At 41.3% G+C, this 26263-nt stretch carries 19 protein-coding genes, 2 tRNA genes and 2 pseudogenes; 9 read left to right on the top strand and 14 right to left on the bottom strand.

Annotation, left to right across the window (positions count from 1 at the left end):
• Positions 1-64 precede the first annotated feature (64 nt).
• From FTU38_RS00335 to FTU38_RS00345, 3 genes are all read left to right on the top strand, one after another.
• The gene (locus FTU38_RS00335) at positions 65-2344 is read left to right on the top strand and encodes an NADP-dependent malic enzyme (RefSeq protein WP_078192090.1); all 2280 of its coding nucleotides are present in this window, start codon (positions 65-67) and stop codon (positions 2342-2344) included.
• Between the two features lie 81 nt (positions 2345-2425).
• Positions 2426-3661, top strand: coding sequence for a multifunctional CCA addition/repair protein (locus tag FTU38_RS00340; RefSeq protein ID WP_180003367.1), 1236 nt, complete (start codon positions 2426-2428; stop codon positions 3659-3661).
• 170 nt (positions 3662-3831) lie between these two features.
• The gene (locus tag FTU38_RS00345) at positions 3832-4152 is read left to right on the top strand and encodes a GNAT family N-acetyltransferase (protein ID WP_257223019.1); all 321 of its coding nucleotides are present in this window, start codon (positions 3832-3834) and stop codon (positions 4150-4152) included.
• A gap of 158 nt (positions 4153-4310) precedes the next feature.
• Here FTU38_RS00345 and epmA read toward each other — a convergent pair whose 3' ends face one another.
• The 6 genes from epmA to greB form a co-directional block, all read right to left on the bottom strand.
• Positions 4311-5279: an EF-P lysine aminoacylase EpmA gene (epmA, locus tag FTU38_RS00350; RefSeq protein WP_373683957.1), complete on the bottom strand. Its 969-nt coding sequence runs from the start codon at positions 5277-5279 to the stop codon at positions 4311-4313.
• 5 nt (positions 5280-5284) lie between these two features.
• A complete protein-coding gene (locus FTU38_RS00355) occupies positions 5285-6352 on the bottom strand; it encodes a 4-phosphoerythronate dehydrogenase (RefSeq protein ID WP_180110362.1) in 1068 nt (355 codons plus the stop codon).
• Between the two features lie 115 nt (positions 6353-6467).
• Entirely contained in the window at positions 6468-7220 is a 753-nt protein-coding gene (locus FTU38_RS00360; protein WP_180008378.1) for a class II aldolase/adducin family protein, read from the bottom strand.
• Between the two features lie 165 nt (positions 7221-7385).
• A tRNA-Ser gene (locus tag FTU38_RS00365) sits at positions 7386-7475 on the bottom strand.
• Between the two features lie 228 nt (positions 7476-7703).
• Positions 7704-7793, bottom strand: a tRNA-Ser gene (locus tag FTU38_RS00370).
• 86 nt (positions 7794-7879) lie between these two features.
• A complete protein-coding gene (gene greB / locus FTU38_RS00375) occupies positions 7880-8374 on the bottom strand; it encodes a transcription elongation factor GreB (protein WP_180003371.1) in 495 nt (164 codons plus the stop codon).
• A 365-nt stretch (positions 8375-8739) separates the two neighbouring features.
• Between greB and FTU38_RS00380 the strand changes: the two genes are divergently transcribed.
• Positions 8740-9852: a transglycosylase SLT domain-containing protein gene (locus FTU38_RS00380; RefSeq protein ID WP_180003373.1), complete on the top strand. Its 1113-nt coding sequence runs from the start codon at positions 8740-8742 to the stop codon at positions 9850-9852.
• A gap of 77 nt (positions 9853-9929) precedes the next feature.
• On the opposite strand, the gene FTU38_RS00385 is transcribed toward FTU38_RS00380, so the two are convergent.
• Positions 9930-10313, bottom strand: a complete 384-nt coding sequence (locus FTU38_RS00385; protein ID WP_078190434.1) for an SCP2 sterol-binding domain-containing protein — start codon at positions 10311-10313, stop codon at positions 9930-9932.
• 222 nt (positions 10314-10535) lie between these two features.
• The gene (gene ttcA / locus FTU38_RS00390; RefSeq protein ID WP_078190435.1) at positions 10536-11465 is read right to left on the bottom strand and encodes a tRNA 2-thiocytidine(32) synthetase TtcA; all 930 of its coding nucleotides are present in this window, start codon (positions 11463-11465) and stop codon (positions 10536-10538) included.
• A gap of 500 nt (positions 11466-11965) precedes the next feature.
• Here ttcA and FTU38_RS00395 point away from each other — a divergent pair, with 500 nt between their 5' ends.
• Positions 11966-12817, top strand: a complete 852-nt coding sequence (locus FTU38_RS00395) for a lytic transglycosylase domain-containing protein (protein WP_180003375.1) — start codon at positions 11966-11968, stop codon at positions 12815-12817.
• Between the two features lie 133 nt (positions 12818-12950).
• The gene (gene htpX, locus FTU38_RS00400; protein ID WP_078190437.1) at positions 12951-13856 is read left to right on the top strand and encodes a protease HtpX; all 906 of its coding nucleotides are present in this window, start codon (positions 12951-12953) and stop codon (positions 13854-13856) included.
• A 149-nt stretch (positions 13857-14005) separates the two neighbouring features.
• Here htpX and FTU38_RS00405 read toward each other — a convergent pair whose 3' ends face one another.
• The 3 genes from FTU38_RS00405 to FTU38_RS00415 form a co-directional block, all read right to left on the bottom strand.
• Complete coding sequence (locus FTU38_RS00405) at positions 14006-14596, bottom strand: DUF4112 domain-containing protein (protein WP_180003377.1); 591 nt, start codon at positions 14594-14596, stop codon at positions 14006-14008.
• An 80-nt stretch (positions 14597-14676) separates the two neighbouring features.
• Entirely contained in the window at positions 14677-16020 is a 1344-nt protein-coding gene (gene mgtE, locus FTU38_RS00410) for a magnesium transporter (RefSeq protein ID WP_180003379.1), read from the bottom strand.
• Positions 16021-16247: 227 nt separating this feature from the next.
• On the bottom strand, positions 16248-19355 hold the full coding sequence (locus FTU38_RS00415) for a multidrug efflux RND transporter permease subunit (RefSeq protein WP_180003380.1): 3108 nt from the start codon (positions 19353-19355) through the stop codon (positions 16248-16250).
• A gap of 276 nt (positions 19356-19631) precedes the next feature.
• On the opposite strand from FTU38_RS00415, the gene FTU38_RS00420 reads away from it, so the two are divergent.
• Positions 19632-20819: a glycerophosphodiester phosphodiesterase family protein gene (locus FTU38_RS00420; protein WP_180003382.1), complete on the top strand. Its 1188-nt coding sequence runs from the start codon at positions 19632-19634 to the stop codon at positions 20817-20819.
• A 146-nt stretch (positions 20820-20965) separates the two neighbouring features.
• On the opposite strand, the pseudogene FTU38_RS16990 reads toward FTU38_RS00420, so the two are convergent.
• Positions 20966-21103 (bottom strand): annotated as a pseudogene (locus FTU38_RS16990) (hypothetical protein); the annotation flags it as partial.
• A 90-nt stretch (positions 21104-21193) separates the two neighbouring features.
• Positions 21194-22084 (bottom strand): annotated as a pseudogene (locus FTU38_RS16780) (MBL fold metallo-hydrolase); the annotation flags it as partial.
• 261 nt (positions 22085-22345) lie between these two features.
• Here FTU38_RS16780 and FTU38_RS00435 point away from each other — a divergent pair.
• The gene (locus tag FTU38_RS00435) at positions 22346-22720 is read left to right on the top strand and encodes a diacylglycerol kinase (RefSeq protein ID WP_078191329.1); all 375 of its coding nucleotides are present in this window, start codon (positions 22346-22348) and stop codon (positions 22718-22720) included.
• 140 nt (positions 22721-22860) lie between these two features.
• Here the strand turns inward: FTU38_RS00435 and FTU38_RS00440 are convergent, their stop codons facing one another.
• Positions 22861-24465 (bottom strand): isocitrate lyase, encoded by a 1605-nt coding sequence (locus tag FTU38_RS00440; protein ID WP_168378085.1) that lies wholly within the window; start codon positions 24463-24465, stop codon positions 22861-22863.
• A gap of 683 nt (positions 24466-25148) precedes the next feature.
• Here FTU38_RS00440 and FTU38_RS00445 point away from each other — a divergent pair.
• Complete coding sequence (locus tag FTU38_RS00445; RefSeq protein WP_078191331.1) at positions 25149-26141, top strand: LysR family transcriptional regulator; 993 nt, start codon at positions 25149-25151, stop codon at positions 26139-26141.
• Positions 26142-26263 lie beyond the last annotated feature (122 nt).

Below are 26263 nucleotides of genomic sequence, written 5' to 3' on the forward strand. Positions count from 1 at the left end.
TTCAAGCGGATAAAGCAAGCATTGCAGCTTTATATTGGATAAACAAAACACAATCGAGATACAGATGGACGATCAATCTTTAAAACAGCAGGCTTTGTATTATCACGAATTTCCAACTCCGGGGAAAATCAGCGTTACACCAAGCAAACAATTGGTCAACCAACACGATTTAGCCCTCGCATACTCGCCAGGTGTCGCTGCACCTTGTTTAGAAATTGAACGCGACCCATCTACTGCTGCACTTTACACAGCGCGCGGTAATCTTGTTGCTGTAGTCAGTAACGGTACAGCCGTACTGGGCTTAGGTAACATTGGTCCTTTAGCGTCAAAACCTGTTATGGAAGGTAAAGGCGTTCTATTCAAAAAATTCGCTGGTGTTGATGTTTTTGACATTGAAATTGCTGAAAACGATCCAGACAAAATCGTAGATATCGTTGCAGCATTAGAACCAACTTTCGGTGGTATCAACCTTGAAGACATCAAGGCCCCAGAGTGTTTCTACATCGAGCAAAAACTTCGTGAACGCATGAATATTCCTGTGTTCCATGATGACCAACACGGTACATCGATCATTGTGGGTTCTGCATTACTGAATGCACTTCAACTCAATGGCAAAAAAATTGAAGAAATCAAAATTGTCGCTTCTGGCGCAGGTGCTGCTGCCCTTTCATGTTTGAACTTACTTTGCGCACTTGGCGTGAAAAAAGAAAACATCGTTGTGGCAGATTCACGCGGTTTATTGACCACTAAACGTGAAGGCTTGGATGAGTCTAAAAAAGCATACGTTCAAGACATCGAAGGCTCTCAGCTTGCTGATGTAATGGAAGGTGCGGACATGTTCCTTGGTCTTTCTGCAGCAGGTATTTTGACCAAAGAAATGGTTAAAGTCATGGCGAAAGATCCGATCATCTTTGCCCTTGCTAACCCAGACCCTGAAATTCTTCCTGAACATGCACATGAAGCACGTCCAGACGTGATTATGGCAACTGGTCGTTCAGACTATCCAAACCAAGTGAACAATGCGCTTTGCTTCCCTTATATCTTCCGTGGTGCACTCGATGTTGGTGCTACAACAATTAATGAAGAGATGAAGATTGCTTGTGTACATGCGATTGCTCGCATGGCACATGTCGAAGCTGATGCTGCATCGTATGGTGAAAAATCTGCTTCATTTGGTCGTGATTACCTCATTCCCCGCCCATTAGATCAACGTTTGATTCTTGAGATTGCACCTGCAATTGCACAAGCAGCGATGGATTCAGGTGTTGCAACTCGTCCAATTCAAGACTTCTCTGCGTATCGTCAACGTTTGTCTGAGTTTGTTTATAACTCTGCATTCATGATGAAACCAATTTTTGCGCAAGCAAAAACTGATCCAAAACGCATTGCCTATGCTGAAGGTGAAGATTTACGTGTACTTCGCGCAGTACAAATTGCAGTTGATGAAGGTTTAGCAAAACCAATCCTTGTCGGTCGTCCTGCAGTCATTGAAGCAAACATTAAGAAATTAGGCCTTCGCCTTGAAGACGGCGTGAATATCACTATCGTCGATCAAGAGAAAAACCCTGATTATGATAAGTTTGCAGATGATTACTACAGCATCATGCAGCGTAAAGGCGTAACACCTGAATACGCTCAGCGTGAAGCACGTCGTCGCTCTACCCTAATTGCTGCAATGTTGGTTCGTCATGGTGTAGCTGACGGTATGCTATGTGGTACTTATTCTAGCTATGACATTCACTTGGACTTTGTCAGCAATGTGATTGGACTAAAAGAAGGCCGCAATAACTTCTTTACGCTGAATGCATTGATGCTTGAAGACCGTAACTTGTTTATTGCTGATACTTACATTAACCGTAATCCAACAGCTGAACAGTTGGCTGAAATGACTATTTTAGCGGCTGAAGAAGTACGCCGTTTTGGTATTACACCGCGTGTAGCATTGCTTTCTCACTCAAGTTTTGGTTCTGACCAAAATGATCCTAGCGCACAAAAAATGCGTAAGGTTTATGATATTTTGTCAGAAATTGCACCTGAACTTGAAGTTGAAGGTGAAATGCATGGTGATGCCGCACTGGATGAAAATATTCGTCATTTCGCATACCCGAACTCACGTTTTAAAGGTTCTGCGAACTTGCTGATTATGCCTAATCTGGATGCAGCGAACATTTCGTTCAACTTGTTGAAATCAACATCGGGTAGTAACGTGACGATTGGCCCAATTCTTTTGGGTGCTGCAAAACCTGTTCATATTTTAACACCAACAGCGACAACTCGCCGTTTAGTGAATATGACTGCATTGACTGTTGCAGAGATTCAAGAAAACGAAAAACTAGCACTCTAATTTAGTTGACCTGAACACACTTTGTGACTTGAGAAAACCTCTGTTCTGTAGCATGATTGCTCTAAGAATAGAGGTTTTTTCATGCAAGTTTATTTAGTAGGCGGTGCAGTTCGAGATCACTTGCTCGGGCACCCCTATCACGAAAAAGATTATGTCGTTGTCGGTGCAACGCCGGAACAATTACTTGCTCAAGGTTATCAACCTGTGGGTAAAGATTTCCCTGTTTTTCTTCATCCAGAGACCAAAGACGAATATGCCTTAGCCCGTACAGAACGTAAGTCTGGACATGGGTATCATGGCTTTGAATTTTATACCGACGTCAATGTCACACTCGAACAAGATCTCATTCGACGTGACCTCACGATCAATGCGATTGCCATGGATGATGCAGGTCAGATTTATGATCCCTACCATGGTCAACAAGATTTAGAGCGACGCATCCTTCGTCATGTGTCTGATGCCTTCGTCGAAGATCCATTAAGGGTTTTGCGTATTGCACGTTTTGCGGCACGTTATAAAGCTTTAGGTTTTAAAGTGGCTGATGAAACACTGGAACTGATGCAAGAGCTTGCTCAATCTGGTGAGCTTGAAGCCCTTACACCTGAACGTGTATGGAAGGAAACATCCCGTGCATTAATGGAAGACCATGCAGATGAATATTTTGAGGTATTAAGAGCCTGTGGCGCTTTAAAAGTCTTGTTCCCTGAAATTGATGCGTTATACGGTATTCCACAGCGCCCTGAATATCATCCCGAAATAGACTGTGGTATTCATACCATGATGTCGCTACAACAAGCGTGTCGTGCGAATTATTCTTTGGATGTTCGTTTTGCTGTACTGGTACACGACTTAGGCAAAGCACTCACTCCAGTAGATGAGTTACCGCGCCATATCATGCATGAAGAGCGTGGTGTAAAACCAGTTACCGATGTCTGTGACCGTATGCGTGTTCCCACTAATACCAAACAATTGGCCATCTCAGTGTGTAAAGAGCATTTAAAATGCCATCAAGCCTTGAGCTTAAAGCCGGGGACATTGTGGCGTCTGTTACAACGTATGGATGTATTACGCCGTCCTGAACGCGTAGAGGCCTTTGTACAAGCCTGTGAATGTGATTCACGTGGTCGCTTAGGTTTAGAGGATCGTGCCTATCCGCAAGCTCAATACGTTTTAGATGCCATGCAGGTGGTTCGCAATATTAAAGCTGCCGACCTTCCACCTGATGTATCCGGGCCGGATATTGGTGAAATGTTGATTGAACGACGTATTCAAGCCATTGCTGCACTTAAAACCAGTCAATATGCAGTCGAAGCTTAATTAGAGCACCTTCGGGTGCTTTTTTAATTTACCTTTTCTATATTCTTAAAACTTTAACTTTTGCAATATTTCACCTTGCCCTTTCAGATATAGATATGCTTTGAAAAATATCTGCACTCACATCAAGGCTCATTCATCTATGCTCTAAGGAAAACCATCGAGCTGACAATATGCATCCCCAAATTCGCCCACTACACCTCCCAAAAGATCTCCTCGACATTCATCAACTCACACTCCAATTGGGTTATGAAATACCACTAGAGCGACTCCAACAGCATTGGCAGTTGACTCATTTGGATCAGCATTATCAAACCGTGGTGATGACGGCTGATGACCGCGTCATTGGTTATGCAGGTTTTATCCAACAATACAGTTGGGAGTTTGAGGAAGAATTTATTCGGAGTCAGGCTTTTGTCATTGATGCCCGTTACCGCGGTCAAGGTTTAGGGCGACGCTTCATGCAAGCCATTGAGCAAAGCGCACGGCGATAAGATCTAAAACGTATTTTACTCAATAGTGGGAATCGTCCTGAACGCTATGCCGCACATGCTTTTTATCAAAATTTAGGGTTTGAAGCCTATATGGTTTGGATTTTACTAAATATTTAAATTGATCGGCCAATTTTACCATCAGCCGATCCGGACATTTTTTAAGAAATATCGGCTGGGAAACTAATGACTTTTTCAAGTTTTAACTGATTCGTTGCCACCATTAGCAATCGATCAATGCCTAAGGCTATACCTGCACACTCACTCATATACGGTAATGCAGCAAGCAAATATTCATCAATCGGCATCACATGCAAGCCAAGTTTAGCGCGCTCTGCATTATCCGCCTCAAAACGACGGCGTAAAACGTCTGCATCAATCAGTTCATCATAAGCATTCGCTAACTCTAAACCTTCGATATACAGCTCAAATCGTGCTGCAACCAACTCCCCATCTTCGTCCACACGGGTTTTCGCCAAAGAAGCCATTTCCGGTGGAAAATCTGTAAGGAACACTGGCGTATCAAAACCGAGGCTCGGCTCAACATAATGCGAGAACAATAAATCGATATAGCCTAAACGGTCTTCACCCAGATCTAAGCTTAGCCCCACACGACGACAGCAATCTTTCAGATCTTGTAAAGAAGCTTGTAACGGGTTCAAATCCAAACGATCCATAAAGGCATGCTTATAGCTCAAAATAGTTGGACGAACTTCACCAAAGCGCTGTTTCAAAGTTTCATTCAATAAGTCCGTCACTTCAAACATCAAGTCTTTTAAGCTAAAACCCAGACGGTACCATTCCAACATGGTGAATTCACTGTTGTGTTTACGTCCATGTTCATCATCACGGAAAACTTTACAGATTTGGTAAATAGATCCACTGCCACTTGCCAACAGACGTTTCATGGCAAATTCAGGTGAAGTTTGCAAATAATGCGTTTGCTTTTGACCATTCACATGGCGCTGAGCCTGTACCGATGCTAAATGCACATCGGTGACACCCGCTTGAGAAAGCACAGGTGTTTCCACTTCTAGTACATCACGTGCCGCAAAAAACTGGCGAATTTGAGCATACATCGTGGCACGTGCACGAAGTGCAGTGAGTTCACAACTCGGTTGAAAGTTCATTTGACTCATGCTGCTGGGCCTCCATGTGCAGCCCATTCACGGCGTAAAGGATAGGTTTTACGTAAATAATCAAAGGCTTTTTGATCCACCTTGCCGTCTTTTAGGCAAGCACGTAAGTTGGCATCATCACGAGCGATGTCATAAATATCTTTTAAATAACGCTGTAATACCGTCTTAAAGTCAGCACCCGTAAAATACTGCTCACAGACGGGCAACTGACTTTCAAAAGCTTTATTTATCGGTTGCTTGAAAGTTTGACAAAATGCTTCATAGATCATCTGTGTGCCACGTGCTTTACCTTCCAAGCTATAGCCCGCAATATGTGGTGTCACCACGTAAATTAAATCTAACAACGCTGCTGAAATCTCTGGCTCATGCTCAAAAACGTCTAAGACCACTTTACGCTGTGTCTGTTGAATATCGGCAATTAAGGCAGCTTCTTCGACCACTGGCCCACGCGCGGAATTAATCAAGATCGCAGTTGGCTTCATAGCAGCAAGCGCAGCAGCATTGATTAAATGATAGGTTGGATGTTCACCCTCTTTGGTCAGTGGCACATGAGTACTAATCGCATCTGCACTTTTTAACAGTTCTGCAAATTCAACTTGTTTCACCTGATCAGATTGCACAAATGGATCATAGCCAATGACATTCCAACCTAATAATTCTGCCATGACGGCTAAACGTGAACCAACATTACCTAAACCAACAATGCCCAAGGTAAATTTTTCATTTGCATTCAACAATTCAGGTTTAACGTAAAGCAATGCCGTAATCACATATTCAGCAACCGCTTGTGCATTACAACCTGCGGCATTTGACCAAGCAATCCCCTGCTTTTCTAAAGCAGTAATATCTAAATGATCTGTTCCAATCGTAGCACTACCGACAAATTTGAGTGCGGTCTGTTGAATTAAGTCTGCATTTACCTGAGTCACCGATCGTACCAACAATGCATCGGCTTCTTTGACATCTGCATGGGTCAATGTTCGACCTGCCGCTTGCTTTATTTCACCAAATTCGGCAAAAAAATACTCAGTAAATGCCAGATTTTCATCTGCAACGATTTTCATAGTTCATCTCATAGTTCCACTATGAACATGATAACGCGTTGCTCAAGCCATGACTATTCTTCTGCACATAAGGCATAGCGCCTATACTCTATGAGCTAGATGATTGAAAATTATATTATCTGCAATAATCTGACTGCTGATCGTCAATTAAGGACAAGGCCGCCTGCCAAGCCGCTTGAATAATGGGCTCGGCCATCGGATTTTCAAACTGCTGCAACGTATGTTCACAAACCTTCGGACTTGGATAATGCAATGTAGCACTCGACAATGCTTTTACTTGAATTTGACAAGCTCGTTCTAAAAAGTAAATTTCATGAAATGCCCGTGCCACACTATCACCAGTCGCAAGCAAACCGTGATTACGTAAAATCATACAGCGATAATGCCTCATATCCTGTACCAATCTTTCACGCTCTTCAGTTGAAAAGGCTATGCCCTCATATTCATGATAAGCAATGTTCTGATAGAACTTTAACGCATGTTGTGAGATTGGCAATAATCCATGTTCCTGTGCAGAAACTGCCACGCCATCCGCAGTATGCGTATGAATCACGCAATTAATATTTGCACGCGCATGATGTAAGGCAGAATGAATCACAAAGCCTGCTACATTCACCATCTTCCCTGCATCATAGGTTTCAACAATTTTACCTTCATGATCAATTTTGACCAAATCCGAAGCCGTCATTTTGTCAAAGGTCACACCATAACGATTAATCAGAAAATGCTCAGGTTCATGACTTAAACGTAGGCTGATATGAGTATCAATTAAGTCGGTCATTTTATAATAAGCCACCAAGCGATACAGTGCCGCCAATTGACAACGCGCTTGCCATTCCAGTTCATGAATAAGCTCTGGTTTCTGCATGGATGAATTCCTTTTCTAAATCGATTGATCTTGTTTTCTGTTTATTGTGAATAATTAATAGCATGTCATATCCATGCTGTATATCAGCTTCGCCTGTCGAAAAAATAATTCAAAAATTTTAGGCAAAAAAAAACCCCAATGTAAAACATTGGGGTTTTTTGAATATGGCGGAAGCGGTGAGATTCGAACTCACGGAGGACTCGCGCCCTCGTCGGTTTTCAAGACCGGTGCATTAAACCGCTCTGCCACGCTTCCATGGCCGCTATCATATAAATAAAAATTCAGATTGGCAAATTATTTTGCCTTATTTTGAACACTTGGCGAATCGTTCAGACAAAATTTAGGCGATTGTAAAATTTTGGCTTAGAGCTGAAAAACAGATGCTCAATCAATATATATTAAATTAAGATCATAGCTAATTACATTGCCTCAATTTACGCATATAAAAAAACCCTGATGTTAAAACATCAGGGTTTTTGAATTTGGCGGAAGCGGTGAGATTCGAACTCACGGAGGACTCGCGCCCTCGTCGGTTTTCAAGACCGGTGCATTAAACCGCTCTGCCACGCTTCCATGGCCGCCATCATATAAATAAATTTCAGCAATGGCAAATTATTTTGTAAAAAACACATCCAATTGAACAAAATAAGAGCAGTTTGTTATTTTTCAGTACTTTCGCCCATTTCATAACGAATTGAATTGATATACCAACATTTTTTTCCCAGTGGGGTTAGGACTTCGACCTCATCATCCACTTGCTTGGACAGGAGTGCTCGAGCCATAGGTGAATCAATTGAGATATGCTGTGGATGATGATCATAAATTTCATCTACCCCCACGATCCTTAACGTTTTTTGTTCGCCTTCATCATTTTCAATATCGACCCACGCCCCAAAATAGACTTTCCCTTTTTGTTCGGGTGAATAATCGATAATACGAAGCTCTTCCAAACGTTTTCCCAAATAGCGTACACGTCGGTCAATTTTGCGTAACAATTGCTTATTATATTGATAATCCGCGTTTTCCGAACGGTCGCCAAGACTGGCCGCCCAGTTCACTTTTTTGGTAATTTCAGGTCGTTCTTCGTGCCATAAATGTTGAAGTTCAGCGACCAATAAATCGTGTCCACCACGGGTAATTAAGTTAGATTTCATGATGATTTTTCGGCCTTGAGCAAGCGCTGATTTTTACAAAACATGCCTATTTTATCCTCCATTTCTACACAGGCAAAGTATATAAAATTTATTCGTAAACAAAATCAATTATTTATGTTACATATTTTAATATTTTTTCGTACAAAATTTGACAAGTATTTTTTTGCTTATTATTATGCGCACATCTTTTAGGCTTGTTTAATTTTTATCCAGTGTAGATTTTCTACACATTTCCCGAAAACCCCTAGTCATTTTTGAATGACGTCATGACTGCCCAACCCTTATTGAATTTATCAAACTTGAAAAAGTCTGAGGCGTGTTTGCCTTTGCTTTTTAGGGCATAAATTACTTGTAGCGGAGACAACATGCACAGTAGTTCAACTTCTGGGTCGAGGCTTTGCCTTAACTCTTTTAACTCTCTCCCATTTAAAGCGCTTGCACTTAGTACTGTCTTAATTCCTTTTCACAGTATTAATGCCAGCAAAACAGCTCATCAATATGATGCTGTCGTCAACAGTAATAAACTCACTGTTGTTGCCGTTGCCAATCCTGACATTGTTTTTCAGGATGGTAAACATCGACATGGTTTTGGTTACGACCTTGCACGTAACTATGCAGAAAGTTTAAATGTCCAATTAGATTTTAAAACAGTGAATGACAATGCCACTGCTTTAAAAATGGTTGCCAAAGGTCAAGCCAATTTTGCTATGACCACTGCCGAAATGAGTACCATTGAAGCCAAGCATTTGACGTCATTTTCAGCCAGTTGTGGTGATACCGTTTCTTTGAAAAAGAATGGTTTAAACAGCAACTTAAACTGGGTATTTAAAAATGCAGACGATCCACTCAGCCAAACCGCGAGTGGCTTTATTTGCCGTGCCAAACAAAATGGCGCAATTGGACAGTTGGCATCATTCTACAACCGTAATGTGGTCAAACAAGATTCTTGGAATGTGATTCAACGTGATTTAAGTAAACGTATGCCGATCTATAAGGCAAGTTTTAAAAACACGGCCAAGCAATACGACCTAGACTGGCATTTATTGGCAGCAATTGGTTATCAAGAGTCTTACCTCAAACCTGACTCGGTATCCCCAACGGGTGTTCGTGGCATTATGATGCTGACCAACAGTACAGCAAAAGCCATGGGTGTGAGCAACCGTACAGATGCGACTCAAAGCATTCAAGGTGGTGCAAAGTACTATGACCAAATGTTAAACCGTTATAGCAACATTCCCTACCCAGATCGTAATTGGTATGCCTTAGTGGCGTATAACATGGGTCCTGGTGCTGTAAGTCAGATTCAAAAGCGCATCCAAGCTCAGGGTAAAAACCCGAATAAGTGGGTGAACTTATATGCTTATCTTGACCGTAACAAAGCCAGCAATGGTCGTTATCGTCAAGCCGTGCAATATGTCACGCGTATTCGTGCTTATTTGGAACATATTAAAACCACACCACAACTGGTGAATATCTAATATGCGTCCATCTAAAATTTACATGTGAGCGCACAAAAAAAAAGCTTACCTTCGGGTAAGCTTTTTTCGTTTTGGACTTAAGCAGTTTGCTCAAGCACTTTTTTGAATAAATCTTTTTGCTCAGTACTTGGTTTTGCAGTTTGCAATGCCATCAATTGTGACATATCACCTTGTACTTTAATTTTGCCCGTCATAAACGCTTGCATCGCTGCAGCCATATCAAACTCAAGGAATACTTTACGTAAAGTTTCAGCATCCATGTTCAACGTTGTTTTCGCGTTTGAAGATAAACCTTTTTTAATTGCACCACCGTCTAATGACAATTCAGTATTGCCTGCAGCGTCAGCAACCACAAGGTTAATTGCAAGATTAGCCAATGCAGGTGGTAAGTTTAAATCACCAGCTTGAGCTGTCAGAGTTTCTACAGTTGAAAACCAATCATCAGTTAAAAAAGCAGGCATGATCTTTCCTCAATTTATTTTGTTCGTGTGTGTTGCCGTTCCGGACAACATCAGTGCAAGCATATTTTGCTTGAGGCTTGTTATAGCATGATCATTTGCGAAAAGGCTAAAGTTTTTTGTACGCACCGTTCAATATTTAACTGTTTAACAACAAAATGAGAAAAATCATAAGCATAAAAAAGGCATTCCGTAGAATGCCTTTTGCGTGATGAAGTTTTCGGCTTAATCTGCCATAAACCCTAAGTTCACCATATTAATGCGTTTGCTTTCAGGCTCACCTTCTTCAGTTGAACAACTTTCGCTATTTTTGAAGTCAAATTCGCGTTGTTCATCCAAGGCTTCAAAGTCGAATAACTCACGGTCAGCCAGTTGTGAAGGCGATACATTTTGCAATGCACCAAAAATACTGTGTAAACGTTTTGGAAATTCTTTATCCCAAGTACGCAGCATGTCATTTAACATTGCACGCTGTAAGTTTTCCTGAGAACCACACAAATTACATGGGATAATTGGGAACTTACGCATTTCTGCATATTTGATGATGTCTTTTTCTTCCACATAAGCCAGTGGACGAATCAAAATGTTCTTTTTGTCAGAAGACAATAATTTCGGTGGCATGGCTTTTAAGCTGCCGCCATGGAACAAGTTCAAGAAGAACGTCGCCAAAATATCATCACGATGATGACCTAAAGCCACTTTCGTCGCCCCAATTTCTTGAGCAAAGCCGTATAACGAACCACGACGTAAACGTGAGCATACTGCACAATACGTTTTACCTTCTGGGGTTAAACGTTTGGTAATACTGTAGGTATCTTTTTCTAAGATGTAATACGGAATTTTGTTTTCTTCTAAATAACGTGGCAATACGTCTTCAGGGAAACCCGGTTGTTTTTGGTCAAGGTTGACCGCAACCACATCAAAATTAATCGGTGCAATACGCTTAAACTGCAACAAAATGTCGAGCAAGGTATAACTGTCTTTACCGCCTGAAATACAGACCATCACCTTGTCGCCCTCTTCGATCATTTTAAAATCACGAATGGCATGACCGACCTGACGGCGTAGCTTTTTCAATAAACGATAATACGCAGAGCTAGTTGGTAGTTCTGGTTTGAAATTAAATCCTTGTTCGGACTCAACTGGCGAGAACATAGACGAGTTAAACCTAAAAAAAAATACCGCGCAATTTTATCCGATTCGCAGACTTCTCGCATCAAAAGAATGTAATTTCCGAAAAAAGTAAAAATACTGTCATGATCACGTCATCCTCAGCGCATTATTTTATACGGTCGAGTTCATTTTTTAGGCTAAACGCTTATCTTTTGGACTTTTCCACAGTTGTCCACAAAAGCTGTGGATAACTTTGTGGATTTTAAATGACTTGACAAGGTGAGCTGCCCTTATTTTAAGGCTTCTATTTAAATTGATCATTTTTTGATCAATTTATTATCCCTTACTTATCAATGCTTTAGATGTGTCAAGTTATGCTCATTAAAAAAAAATAAATATTTTTTTTGATTATTGAATCATCAAAATGACTTGATTTTTACAAAGTAAAGAAGAAATCAGCCCTCGAAGCCTTTTCATCTGATTTTTTTTTGATAAACTCTATTTTAACTGTTTGGGGACAGAATTTTTTTCTTCACAATAAAATGAAAAACAATACTTGGACTTTGGGGCTGTTATTAAGTGGAAGTGTGGCTATCAGTTTAGCTGCACCGAGCATTTTTGCCGGCCAAACGATCTATCAATTACGTGAAAGTAACGGCACAACGCTACTAACCAATAAACAAGGCCGCTATAGCAATCTGAAAGTCGAGAAAAAAACCTACTATCCGGACAGTAATATCCATAGTTATAGTAACTGGGGCTCAAATGAAGCGTCTGTGTTACCAAGTTATAGCCGTAATAAAAATGCCTTTGACAATATTATTAAACAAGCCGCGGCCCAGCATGGTGTATCCGAAGGTCTAATCAAAGCGGTGATGCATACCGAATCAGGTTTTAACACCAATGCACGCTCGCCTGTCGGTGCGCAAGGTTTAATGCAACTCATGCCTGCTACTGCACGTCGCTTCAATGTATCAAATGCCTATGATCCACATCAGAACATTATGGCTGGTGCGCGCTATTTATCTTGGCTGCTGAAACGTTTTAATGGTAACACCTCACTTGCCTTAGCAGGTTATAACGCAGGTGAAGGCAATGTCGCAAAATATGGTGGCATCCCTCCTTTTCGTGAAACTCAAGACTATGTCCGCCGTGTCACTAGCCGCTACAGCAACCTATATGCTGGTAGTTTAAGTGTCTCGGGTTCGAGTAGTTCAAATAGTGGTCGGATTATTGCCAGTTCGGACAATTATCATGCCGCGGCCCCTACTGTAGCCAAGTCTCCAGCACGTCAAATTATTCAAACGGACAATGGTAGTTTTACCGATGCACCTTCAGGTTCATTTGCGACAGCAAATGCTTCTGCCTCAGCGCGCATTTATTTCAATGAATAAAATCACTGATTTTGTAAAATTGCATCTGTTTTACTAATTTTTCCTTGAAATTTTAAGACTTTCACCTCATATTGAGTTTAATGATTTTTATTTGTAAATCAGATCATTTTTCTATAATAAGAGGATTTACCCAATGATGCGGATTGGTTTGTTCTTGCTGACCAACCTCGCGGTACTGGTTGTAGCTGGCATAATCTTGTCACTCTTCGGTGTCGGTAGTTACCACGGTGCAGGCGGCTTAAACTTAGGCAACTTGCTCGTTATCTGTTTTGTGTTCGGTATGGTGGGTTCGATGATCTCACTATTCATGTCAAAATGGATGGCGAAAAAAACCACGGGTACAGAGCTGATTGACCCTAATGCACCACGTAGCCAAGCTGAAGCATGGTTACTCAACGAAGTTGCGCAACTGGCACAACGTTCTGGTATCAAAATGCCAGAAGTGGGTATTTTCCCATCGTACCAGTCTAATGCCTTTGCAACAGGCTGGAACAAAAATGATGCTTTAGTGGCGGTTTCTACCGGTCTATTGGAGCGTATGAACAAAGATGAACTGCGTGCCGTACTCGCTCACGAAATTGGTCACGTAGCCAATGGTGACATGGTGACCCTTGCTTTGGTGCAAGGTGTAGTCAACGCCTTTGTCATGTTCTTTGCACGTGTAGCAGGTGACTTTATCGACCGTAATGTCTTCGGTCGTGAAGATGGTGAAGCACCGGGTATCGCATATTTCGTCATTACGATTGTATTAGATATTGTCTTTGGTATCGCAGCGTCTGCCATTGTGATGTGGTTCTCTCGCTACCGTGAATACCGTGCCGATGAAGCTGGTGCGCGTCTAGCAGGTAAACAAGCGATGATTTCTGCCCTATTACGTTTACAAGCAGAATCTGAAATGCCAGATCAAATGCCAAAAGAAATGAAAGCCTTTGCTATTTCTGCGGGTCAAGAACAAGGTTTCAGCTTAGCTGCATTGTTCCAAACACACCCAACGATTGAACAACGTGTTGCGGCTTTACAACAATTAGATTGCCCATAATTCAGCATCTGATGTAAGTCGTAAAAAAGCCTCCCTATGGAGGCTTTTTTATTGAGTCTAATTTTTCTCAGAGCGTTTACCGTTTTATCAATCACTTTTCAGTTGAATAGCCTTTCATTGATCGCGCTCAAGCAACAGTGCATTTCTCTCTACAATACCCCATTGGCCTTTAACCATTGCCAAAGCAATGAACCGCCCATATAAATTGCAAAGATAAACACCAATAAGAAAATCATCCCGAGTATATCTGGGATATGGATCCATAACCATGCAATCACAGGGTTGCGCCAAAAAGCCGATTGCTGTTGTTTCTCTTCTAATTTTTCATGTAAAAACGGATGTACCACATGTTGGTCTGTACTGATTTGATATTCTTCACGAATATGCGTGTGTACGATATCTAAAGCTTTACGGCTCGGTCGAATAAATACATCGAAGATCGTCCCTGCAACAGGAATAAACCCCACGACAGCATCCATAACCGCGAGTTTCATCACACCATTTAATTTGGCTGGTGGTACGCCAACCTGTTTGGCTTTATAGACGGCATAGCAGGTCAAGACGAATCCTGCGATATCACCAGCTACGGGAATGGTACTCAACGCTGCATCTGCACCTACCCCTTGTCGGGTAAATGGAATTCGAACCACCGAGTCCATCATATTGGCAAACTTTGCGAGATCGCGTTCAAGACGAATGACTTCTTGCTTTGACATTTTTTGTTTTAATGGTTCAGTCATGTTTTATCCAATAAAAACCGTGTAAATCACTGAGATTAAAACATATTAGAAGTCTTCAATCTGTAGCAAAATGCTAATCTCTATAAATTAAGCAATTGCGATGCAATCATCAAATACACCACCACGCCGGTCGCATCACAAATCGAGGTTACCAATGGTGCAGATGCACTTGCAGGATCGAGCTTTAACTTGTTGAGTATAAAGGGCAAACTCATCCCAATTAAACAACCGAGCAATACGATGCCCATCATACTTAAAGCCAAGACTAAAGCGACGGTTGCATCACCACGGTAGTAGCCTAAAATCGATACAGCAATGGCCATGGTTCCGCCGAGGCAAAGTGCGACGAGCGTCTCCCGTCCCAACAAATAAAACCAATCTCGAATTTTTACATCCCCTGTGGCAAGCGCTCGCACCATTAAAGTCGCAGACTGTGAACCTGCATTGCCTCCACTTCCGACCAGTAAGGGTAAGAAAAAAACCAAGACGATATGTGCGGCAATGATGTCTTCATAATATGAAATGCCTAATCCGGACAATAAGCTGCCAAAGACCAATATCACCAACCAGAACACCCGCTTTTGATACAACTTTAAAATCGGTGCTTTATTAATGCTCATACCTGGTTCGGTACTCACCGCACTGGCTTTTAAAAAGTCTTCAGTGGTTTCAGCCTGTACCACATCCATCGCATCATCATAGGTGACAATCCCCATCAAACGCTGAGCATGATCCACAATCGGCAAGGCCATAAAATCATATTCTGCCAATTTTCGCGCAATGCTTTCTTGATCTTCATCTATCCAGCCGGTCACCACATCTTTGGTCATCACCTGTTGAATCCGTGCATCACGATCGGCCTGCAAAATTTGCCGCAGTGAAATCACCCCTTCTAATTGAGACTGATCATTGGTGACATAAATTAAATACAGGGTTTCACGGTCATGCGGTTCATGGCGTAAGGCCTCTATAGCTTGTTGCATGGTAAAGTCAGCAGGCATACTGACATAGTCTGAACTCATGATTGCACCTGCAGACTCTTCTGCATATGCAGATAACGCCTTTAGATGCTCTTGGGTATCTTGATCAAGTTGTTGATAAATCCGATCTTGTTCTGCATCAGTTAAACTTTTATATAAGTCCGTTGCATCATCAGAATGCATATCATCAAATAGTTCAATTTGTAGACGCAGTGGATAACGTGAAATCAGCTGTCGCTGTGACTCAAAAGGGAAAAACTCAAATACCAAGCCTTGATGGTCTAAACCTGAAAGTAACTCGATTTGATCTTCAATTGGAAATTGCTGAATTAAACGGGCCTGATCAGCGTAGTTCAGAGGCTGTAAAGCTTGTACTGCCGCTGCATAATTTTGTTGTTGCAGCAAAGCGGAAATTTCACGCTGTCTTTGTATTAAATCCGCCATTCAACTCACTCTTATTTTAATCTTTCTATGTAGAGCACATTTTGAAGGATAAAAGGAAGAGTTTCAAATCTCTTCAATATGTTCTCGGTGAACGTACTTTGCGAAAATTCTCTGTGACTATTCCCTGTCGAAAGCTTGGTGACATAAATTTGGCGACATAAAAAAGCCACCGCGAAGTACTCAGGCTTTAACGGTGGCTTTTAGTGGAGCGATACGCTGTGCGAGGATTATTTCAAAGTTTCAGACACCGGTTTGATTTTAAAAATAGAACGGACCATCACATACATAAACGGAATAAAAATCAGCACCAAGACTGTACCGAATATCACCCCACCGAGTACGCTCACTCCAATCTCTTGACGACTGGCTGCATCTGCACCAAAAGCTAGAACTAAAGGAACCACCCCTGCACCAAAAGCCAAAGAGGTCATCAAAATAGGACGTAAACGTAGTGCTGCGCCTTCCATTGCAGCATCGATCACATGTTTGCCTTTTTCTTGTGCCATCGCTGCAAACTCTACAATCAAGATCGCATTTTTACAGGACAGACCAATGGTCGTCAGCAAGGCAATTTGGAAGTAGATGTCATTTGGAAAACCAGTCATGTAGCTAAACAAAATATTACCGCCAATCCCGAGTGGAATCGCACTCATGACTGCGGTTGGAATGCTCCAACTTTCATATAGGGCGGCAAGACAAAGGAAAATAAATCCAATCGAGACCAAATACAGCCAAATCGCTTGATGACTTGATTTTTGCTCTTCAAAGGATAAACCACTCCATGCCACGTCCACACCAGGCACCTGATCGACTAAGGCTTTCACATCCTGCATGGCTTGTCCACTTGAGATATTTTTGGCTGTATCCGCTTCCATTTGTAACGCGGTATACCCCATAAAGCGATTGACGACTTCTGGACCACCACTCCAACGAATGGTTGAAAAATTACTAAATGGAATCATTTCATTTTGGTCATTACGTACATGCCAATAAGCTAAATCTTCTGGTTTAGAACGGAATTCGGCATCTGCCTGCATCATGACGCGTTTAATGCGCCCACGGTCGATAAAATCGTTGATATAGCTACCGCCCCATGCGCTACTTATGGTGCTATTAATCGCATTTTGAGTTAACCCCAAGGCCATCGCTTGTTTTTGATCAATATCAACTTTCAGTTCAGCTTTGTCTGGGTTAGAGCGTTTGTCTAAATTTTCGAAACTACTGAATTGTGCGGATTTCTCTTGCAGGCTTTTAAATTGCTCATCGAGATAAGCACGACCCTCACCATTCATATCTCGCAGCCAAAACTCCAGACCATCGGTTTGCCCAAGACCGCTGACTGAAGACGGCATGCTGACATTGATTTGTGCATTGTTGAACTTTTTAAAATGTTTCATAGCACGTTCACGAATCGCTTGCGCTGAATTGTATTGTCCTGAACGTTCATCCCAATGCTTCAGTGCAATAAAGCCTTGCCCTAAGTTTTGACCCGTACCAGAAAAATTTCGTCCATAACGAATCATCACCAAATCAATATTTTGCTTTTCTTCAGTCAAAAAGTACTGCCGAATTTGTTCACCGATCTCACGACTTTTCGACATCGGTGCACCTTCTTGTAATTTAAGTTGCACACTCAAAATGCCCTGGTCTTCACTAGGAATAAAACTGGTCGGCAAAGCACGATAAAACAAAGCAAATACCGTAATGAGCCCCGCAAACAAAACCACCGTCCATAAGCGATAACGAACCGTGGCTTGTGCAAGTGCTAGATATTTGGTTTTTAAAGTCTCTAATTTGGTATTAAACCAAATCGCCCAGCGCTGTGGTTTCGGATTGGGTTTTAAAATTAAGGCACATAATGCAGGGGTTAAAATCAGCGCAACCATCAGTGACAAGCCCATTGCAGCCACGAGTGTGATGGAAAATTGTCTATAGATCACGCCCGTTGAGCCACCAAAGAACGCCATGGGAATAAATACAGCGGTCAATACCAAAGTAATCCCGATTAATGCCCCGCTAATTTCATGCATCGACTCGATGGCCGCTTGTTTTGCTGTTAACTGTTGTTCATGCATTAAACGTTCGACGTTTTCCACCACAACAATCGCATCATCGACCAACAGACCGATGGCCAGTACCAATGCAAACAATGTGAGTGTGTTAATGGTCATGCCCAAAGCATATAAAATCGCTAAAGTCCCAAGAATCACCACAGGCACCGTAATCGCAGGTATCAGCGTTGCTCGCCAATTTTGTAAGAAGATAAACATCACCAAAACCACCAGTAAAACGGCTTCAAATAATGTTTTCACCACTTCTTTAATCGATTCTTGTACAAATGGCGTGTTATCCCGTGGATAAACGATTTTATAACCGGCAGGTAATTGCTTCGCTAACTGTTCAATTTCTTGCTTAATTAAGGCTGAGGTTTCAAGTGCATTTGCCCCAGAAGCCAATGATATCCCCATCCCTGAAGATGGATACCCGTTAATGGTATTAACTCCTGAATAATTTTCCGCACCCAATTCAACACGTGCAACGTCTTTTAAATAGACAAAACTGCCATCTCGTGCAGATTTGACAATAATATTTTCAAATTCTTCAACTGACTTTAAACGTGAACCTGAAGTGACTTTTGTATTGAGATATTGATCCGATACACTCGGCAATTCACCTACGGCTCCGGCTGCAACCTGCGTATTTTGTGATTCAACAGCCGCACGGATATCACTGGGCATAAGGCTATATTGCTTTAACTTCAGTGGGTTGAGCCAAATGCGCATGGCAAATTGCGAACCAAAAACATCGACTTCACCAATACCCTCAATTCGAGCAATGTCCTGTTCTAGATGAGTCATCATATAGTCACCAAGTTCGATATTCGAACTCTTGCCAGTCTCATCATAGAGGCCGATAACCATATGGGTATCACCCAAAGATTTATAGACATTTACCCCTTGGCGCTGCACATCTTCAGGCAGCCGATTGATTACTCCATTTATGGCATTTTGTACTTGTACTTGAGCGGTATCTGGGTCAGTGCCATTTTCAAAACTGATGCTGATCCGGCTTCGACCTGAAGAGTCGCTGCTTGAACTAAAATATAAAAGGTGATCAATTCCTTTAATTTGTTGCTCAAGAACTTGTGTGACACTTTCCTCGACTGTTTCTGCTGACGCACCGCTATAACTTGCACTGACCGTAATTCGTGGTGGTGCAATATCTGGATAGCGCTCTACCGGTAAATTGAGCACAGCAAATAGCCCGAGCGCCATGACGATGATCGCCAAGACACCTGCAAAAATCGGTCGATAAATAAAAAACTTAGACAGCATCAGTCCATGTCACTTTTCAATTAATGAAATAAAATGTGTTGATTGATTTTTTCAAAAAATCTTATTGATAATCAATCACAATGTGCTTGATTACAAGCCTAGACTACATAAAAACCTTGCTTGAAGCGAAATATGTAGAAAATATGGAGAGCCTCCACTTCAGCTATTTTAGTAAATTTATGTGACAAAACCGCCTCTGTCATGAAGTCTTAGCCACTGCCCTGCAATGTATGCCTGCAACTTCATTCATTTAAATAAAAAGATGCCGAGGCAGCCATGCAAAAACAATTAACAAAACAGTTAAATCTAGCCATAACAAGCAAAGTCAAATCCTCATGGGGCGTGTCTTCACTGCTCCTTTTTAGCGTTTTTGGTTTATCTGCATGTAATTCGGATGACGATAAAACCCATGTCACCAAGCCCCCTATTTTGCCTGATACAGGTTTTGTCATTGTTGGGCATCGTGGTGCCAGTGCTTTGCGACCTGAGCATACTCTTGCCGCATATCAAAAAGCGATTGATGATGGTGCGGATTTTATCGAACCCGATTTAGTGCCAACCAAGGATGGCTATCTGGTTGCGCGCCATGAAAGTGAAATTTCAGGGACAACCAATATTAGTACGCTGTCACAATTTGAGGATCGAAAAACCACCAAAAAAATCGATGGTATCGACTATACAGGATGGTTTACGGAAGACTTTAATTTGAATGAACTGACTCAAAATGTAAAAGCACGTGAGCGTATTGCTCAATATCGCCCTAATAACACTCAATATAATGATCAATACAGCATCCCAACGCTCGAACAAATCATTGAACTTGCCGAAGCTCATTATAAAAAAACTGGAAAAATTGTTGGTTTATATATTGAAACCAAGCATCCCACATTTTTCCAACAGCAAAATCTAGCCATGGAAGATCGCTTACTCACAACGCTTGCCAAATACAGTTATACACGTGATATCGCGCCTGTATATTTACAGTCTTTTGAAACCACCAATCTTAAATACTTACGTGATCAACTCACGCAAAAGAAAACCCTCAAACATGGCAAAATTATTCAATTATTAGATAGCCCAACTGCCATACCGGGTGACTTACAGCAACAAAACTCACCTCAAAATTATGCAAGTTTAGCCACTGCAGATGGCCTAAAATCAGTGGCAAAATATGCAGATGGTGTAGGTCCAAGTAAAACCTATATTTTTTCAAACACTGAATTTAAACAAACCAGTTTTGTCAAAGATGCCCATGCTGCTGGTTTGAAAGTCCATCCTTATACACTCAGACCTGAAAATGGTTTTTTACCTGACTATTTAAAATGTAACTCAGTGGCGACCGAACGTTGTGATACAGGTGCGGCTAAAGAATTTGAAAACTTCTATAAAGCTGGTGTAGATGGTGTATTTGCCGATGATCCAGGACTGGCACGTAAAACCTTAACGCAACTGCAAAAGCCCTAATTTTCCTAAAATGAAAAAAGACGCCGAGGCGTCTTTTTTATTGTTCAATGGAAACCTTAAAGCGGGTTTGCCAAATATTCTGCGGCTGACTGCGTTGCCACTGGCTGAGGTGCTGGAGCTGTCGGAGCTGTCGGAGCTGTCGGAGCTGTCGGAGCCGTCGGAGCTGTCGGAGCTGTCGGAGCTGTCGGAGCTGTCGGAGCTGTCGGAGCTGTCGGAGCTGTCGGAGCTGTCGGAGCTGTCGGAGCTGTCGGAGCTGTCGGAGCTGTCGGAGCTGTCGGAGCTGTCGGAGCTAAATTTAGCGGGTTCCAACGGAACTGACCATCATTCATTTCACTAATTTTACCAATACCCGGAAATGGTAAATGTGCAAATGCAACGAAGGTTTGCTCTTGAGCAAAACGTTTAAAAATTGCTAAACGAGTTTCACTGGCTTTGACCGGATCGACATCAAAATCGACAGATAACTTGGGTTGTTCAAACTGTAAATGATAGGAATGAACCACATCGCCGAGGATAGCAAAACTTTTAGCTTGTGATTTTAAGATAAAAGAATAATGCCCCGGTGTATGTCCAACACTCGGTAAAACCTCTAAACCATTAATCACCGAACCAACGCTAAAGGTCTTAAAACTCCGCATGGTCTGATAAGGCGCAATCGCAGCTTTAATTTTTGCAACAGTTGCTAAATAACCGTCACGTTTTTCGGCAGCTAAAGTGTCAACGGTGTTTTCACTTAACCAATACTGACTTTCTTGTTCATTGACGTAAACCGTTGCATTTGGAAACACGGCCTTGCCTTGTTTCGCAATGCCACATGCATGATCTGGATGTAAATGGGTTAAGAATACACTGCGTACACGATTAAGCTTATAGCCAGCTGCTTCAATATTTTGTGCAATAGAACCTAAATTAGGCCCAAAACAACTGGCTGCACCACTATCGACAAGACTGATGCCGCCTTGTCCATCATCAATCAGGTAGGCATTGACACTGGTTTGTATGCCTTTGCTCTGATCAACTGTAAGCTTTTGGAATAAAGCACTAACTTCTTCTGGAGTTAAATTTTGTTTAAACAAATCAGGACTTAATTCGAGTGTCCCATCTTTTAAAGCGATGACTTTATATGCACCCACTTGGAAAGGATAAAATCCCATGGGCTGTGTCACATTCGATTTGATTTCCGTTTGAATAACTGCCGGCTCTGCACTGACAAACTGGCTGGTTAAAAGTGTTGCTGCAAGCACAGCAAAACTAAAGTTTTTCATTGTTGACCTATATCACTTTTATTATTTCATGCAATGAAGCAAAGGCTTCAAAATTAAAAATTTTAAACGCCTGTATTGTGCCTGAAATTCAGGCAAATTTTAAGTCCAATACTGGATAAACATAGCACTAACTTGATATAGGCTTATGTAAATCATCCTAAACGTTTAGGCCTCATAAAATAAAAACTGAATGCAAGAAAACTTTAAGCTTGGCATGCTATATTTTCGCCAGTTTTTAAATCTATACGTCTGTACAGTACTATGAGTGAAATTTCCCCGTTTAAAGGTAAATCTGGACTTAAACGAATTTTAAATGCAACGCAATATTCCCTCGATGGATTCAAAGCTGCTTATCAAAATGAAGCAGCATTTCGACAAATTGTCTGGATGAATATGGTGCTTATTCCTACCAGTTGTTTTCTCGATGTCAGTCGTGCTGAACATGCGCTTATGGTGGTGGTGTGTTTATTTGCCTTGATTGTTGAGTTATTCAATTCTGCCATTGAAGCCGTTGTCGACCGGGTATCTTTAGACAAGCATCCACTTTCTAAAATTGCCAAAGATATGGGAAGTGCAGCTCAATTTGTCGCTTTAGCAATTATTTTTTTTACTTGGTTAATTATCCTTTTGCCTTAAATAAAGGCTGTCTCACTCTATTTGCAGGGTTATGCCCTGCTTTTTTATATCGACACACTTTAATAAATGGATTTAAGAAGATTTTAAAGCCATAAAAAAACCCAGCTTTCGCTGGGCTTTTTTTCGAATCAGTTCAATGCTTAGTGAGCAGCGAATTGGTTCATTGTGTTTTTCGCATCGTCACCCGCTTTAAGCGCGTTGTCACCAGCGAAGATTTCTTTGTGGTCGTCACCGATGTCAGAACCAGCCATTGCTTGGTGTTTAACACAAGAAATCGTACCGCGGATTTCTTTACGTTGAACGCCAGCTACATAAGCAAGCATACCTTGGTCGCCGAAGTAACCTTGAGCAAGCTCGTGAGTAGAAAGAGCAGCTGTATGGTAAGTCGGAAGTGTGATCAAGTGATGGAACACGCCCGCTTCACGAGAAGCATCAGCTTGGAACGTACGAACTTTTTCGTCAGCTTCAGCAGCTAATTCAGAGTTATCGTATTCAGCGCTCATTAGTTTAGCACGGTCGTAAGCAGAAACGTCTTTACCTTCAGCAACCCAACGGTCGTAAGCTTGTTGACGGAAGTTTAAAGTCCAGTTGAATGAAGGCGAGTTGTTATAAACAAGTTTCGCATTTGGAACTGTTTCTTTAACACGGTTAACCATGTGAGCGATTTCTTCAACGTTTGGAGTCGCAGTTTCGATCCAAAGAAGGTCAGCACCATTTTGAAGGCTAGATACACAGTCAAGTACAACGCGGTCAATTTGCGTGTCTGGACGGAACTGGTACAAGCCAGAAGCAAGACGTTTTGGACGGTGAAGTTTACCGTTACGCTTGATTAGGATTTCGTCTTCTTGAGCTTCTGAAATGTCAATTTCAGTTGTGTCTAAGTAGCTGATGTATTGAGAAGCGATGTCGCCTGGCTCTTTAACCACTGGGATTTTTTGAGTCAAGTCAGCGCCTTCAGAGTCAGTACGAGCAACGATGATACCGTCATCAAGACCCATTTCTAAGAATGCATAGCGAAGAGCGTGGATTTTCGCGATGAAGTCTTCGTGTGGAACTGTAACTTTACCAGCTTGGTGACCACATTGTTTAGCGTCAGATACCTGGTTTTCGATTTGAAGTGCACAAGCACCCGCTTCGATCATTTTCTTAGCTAGTAAGTAAGTCGCTTCTTCGTTACCGAAACCAGCGTCGATGTCAGCAATAATTGGCACAACGTGAGTTTGGAAACCGTCGATTTGAGCAGTGATTTCAGCAGCTTTAGCAGTATCACCAGCTTCGTTTGCTTTTTTAAGCGCACGGAACAAGTCGTTTAATTCTTTCGCGTCAGCTTGACGTAGGAAAGTGTAGATTTCTTCGATCAATGCAGGTACTGAAGTTTTTTCGTGCATAGATTGGTCAGGAAGTGGACCGAATTCTGAACGAAGAGCTGCAACCATCCAACCTGAAAGGTAGATATAGCGACGTTCAGTTGTACCGAAGTATTTTTTGTTCGCAATCATTTTTTGTTGTGCGATGAAACCGTGCCAGCAACCTAATGATTGAGTGTATTTGCTAGAATCAGCATCATAAGCAGCCATATCACGACGCATAATAGCAGCTGTATATTTCGCAATGTCTAAACCAGTTTTGAAACGGTTTTGCATTTGCATACGTGCAGCATCTTCTGGGCTAATATCGCGCCAAGTGCTTCCGAATTTTGCTTTTAATTCACGGATTGCATCAATCGCTGTTAAGTATGTAGACATGATATGTTCCTGTAATAATATTAGGATTTTTCTGCAACGTAAGGCTAAAATCATACCCTCGAATGATTGTTCAGATTTAGAACACTTCGTTGCGATAGACACAGAGTAGATTGACTAAAAAAATTAATCCAATATTCTGCATTAATTTTCAGTATTTATTTAAAAAATATGTAGATTAAAGTCGTATTATAATAATTAACCAACATTTATAAGTATTTGTATTTAAATACTTTTATTAAAATATTTTGCTAATTTTTTTGTCTATTTTTCAAACATTTTGATGAATTATTCTTCATTAGACTTAAGTCGACTGAGCATTCACTTTTAAAAAAAACAGCATTTTTTACGCCATTTTTGCCCAAATTCACCAAGCTAAATACTTGGTTATTCTGTCTTCAAATGATCATGTAAATGAGATATTTCATCTAATTTTTTTGTTTTATGAACATCACATCGCATAAACAAAATTGCTCCGTATTTTTATTTCACTCACTTAAAAATATCGGTCTAAACAGATAATAAGTATTTAAGAAATATGTGCTGGCACTTCAGCAAATTTGTCTTAAAACTGCCGAATTTTAGTACAAAAGTACACGTCATTTTTTCATCCATTTTTTACACAAGCCTTAGTAGTTATGGCATAATCAGATAAATTTCATGATTTTATTGTCGGTATTTATTTTATGAATCTGGAGCGGGTCGATCTCAATCTATTAATTTATCTTGATGTACTTCTTCGTGAAAAAAACGTGACTCGTGCTGCCGAGCAACTGGGTGTAACTCAGCCTGCGATGAGTAATATTTTACGTCGTTTACGCAACTTATTTAATGATCCACTTCTTATTCGTTCTTCAGAAGGTATGACACCTACAGAACGTGCGCTTGAATTACAGCCACGTATCCGTGATGCTCTCTCTGACCTTTCGATGATTTTGGAACCTCGTACCGAGTTCCGACCTTACACCTCAAATCGTGTCTTCCGCATCATGACTTCAGATTATGCTGAAGCAACACTGGTGCCGCGCCTAGTAAAAGCTTTGCGCTCAGAAGCACCCAATGTGGTTCTCGATTTTTTAACGCCTAGTGATGTGTCTTATCGAGATATGGAACAAGGTAAAGTCGACTTGGCGATTAACCGCTTTAATGAAATTCCGCAAAGTTTCCACCAAGTTTTGGTCTGGCGTGACAGTTTTTCATGCCTTTTAAATGCCAAGCACCCTGCTGCAAATAATTTAAACCTGAAAAGCTATCTAGATGCACAACACATTTGGGTATCTAAAACAGGTATGGGTGTCGGTTTTGGTGTCAATCCTGAAAAACAAGCGGGTCTAGGTTGGATTGATCAGGCTCTAGAACGTATTGGCCAAAAACGTAAAATTTCAGTTTTTACTCGTCATTATCAAATGCCTGGCTTATTGGCCTCGAATGTTGATTTGGTTGCGACTCTGCCAAGCCGTATCGCTCGCCTTCAAGCCAAAAGTCAAAACCTATTACTTCGCGATCCACCATTCTATATTCCTGAATTTGAATTAAAAATGGCTTGGTGTCCATTACTTCATCATCACCCTGCTCATCGCTGGTTACGTCAACTTATATTGTATGTTGCACGTCAAATGATTGAAGAAGAAAACCGCGAATACTTAATGAATAACTCTCAGTTTTCACAGTATCAGTAATTAATTCTTTAATTCCTTATTAATTCAAACGTATACTGTCACTATATAGGTAGTAGTTAAGACTACTACCTTGACCATTTTTGTGTTAGAAATACAGAAAAATAGAATGAATCACAAACAGG

Source organism: Acinetobacter sp. YH12098 (genome assembly GCF_013419235.1).
Classification (GTDB): Bacteria; Pseudomonadota; Gammaproteobacteria; order Pseudomonadales; family Moraxellaceae; genus Acinetobacter; species Acinetobacter amyesii.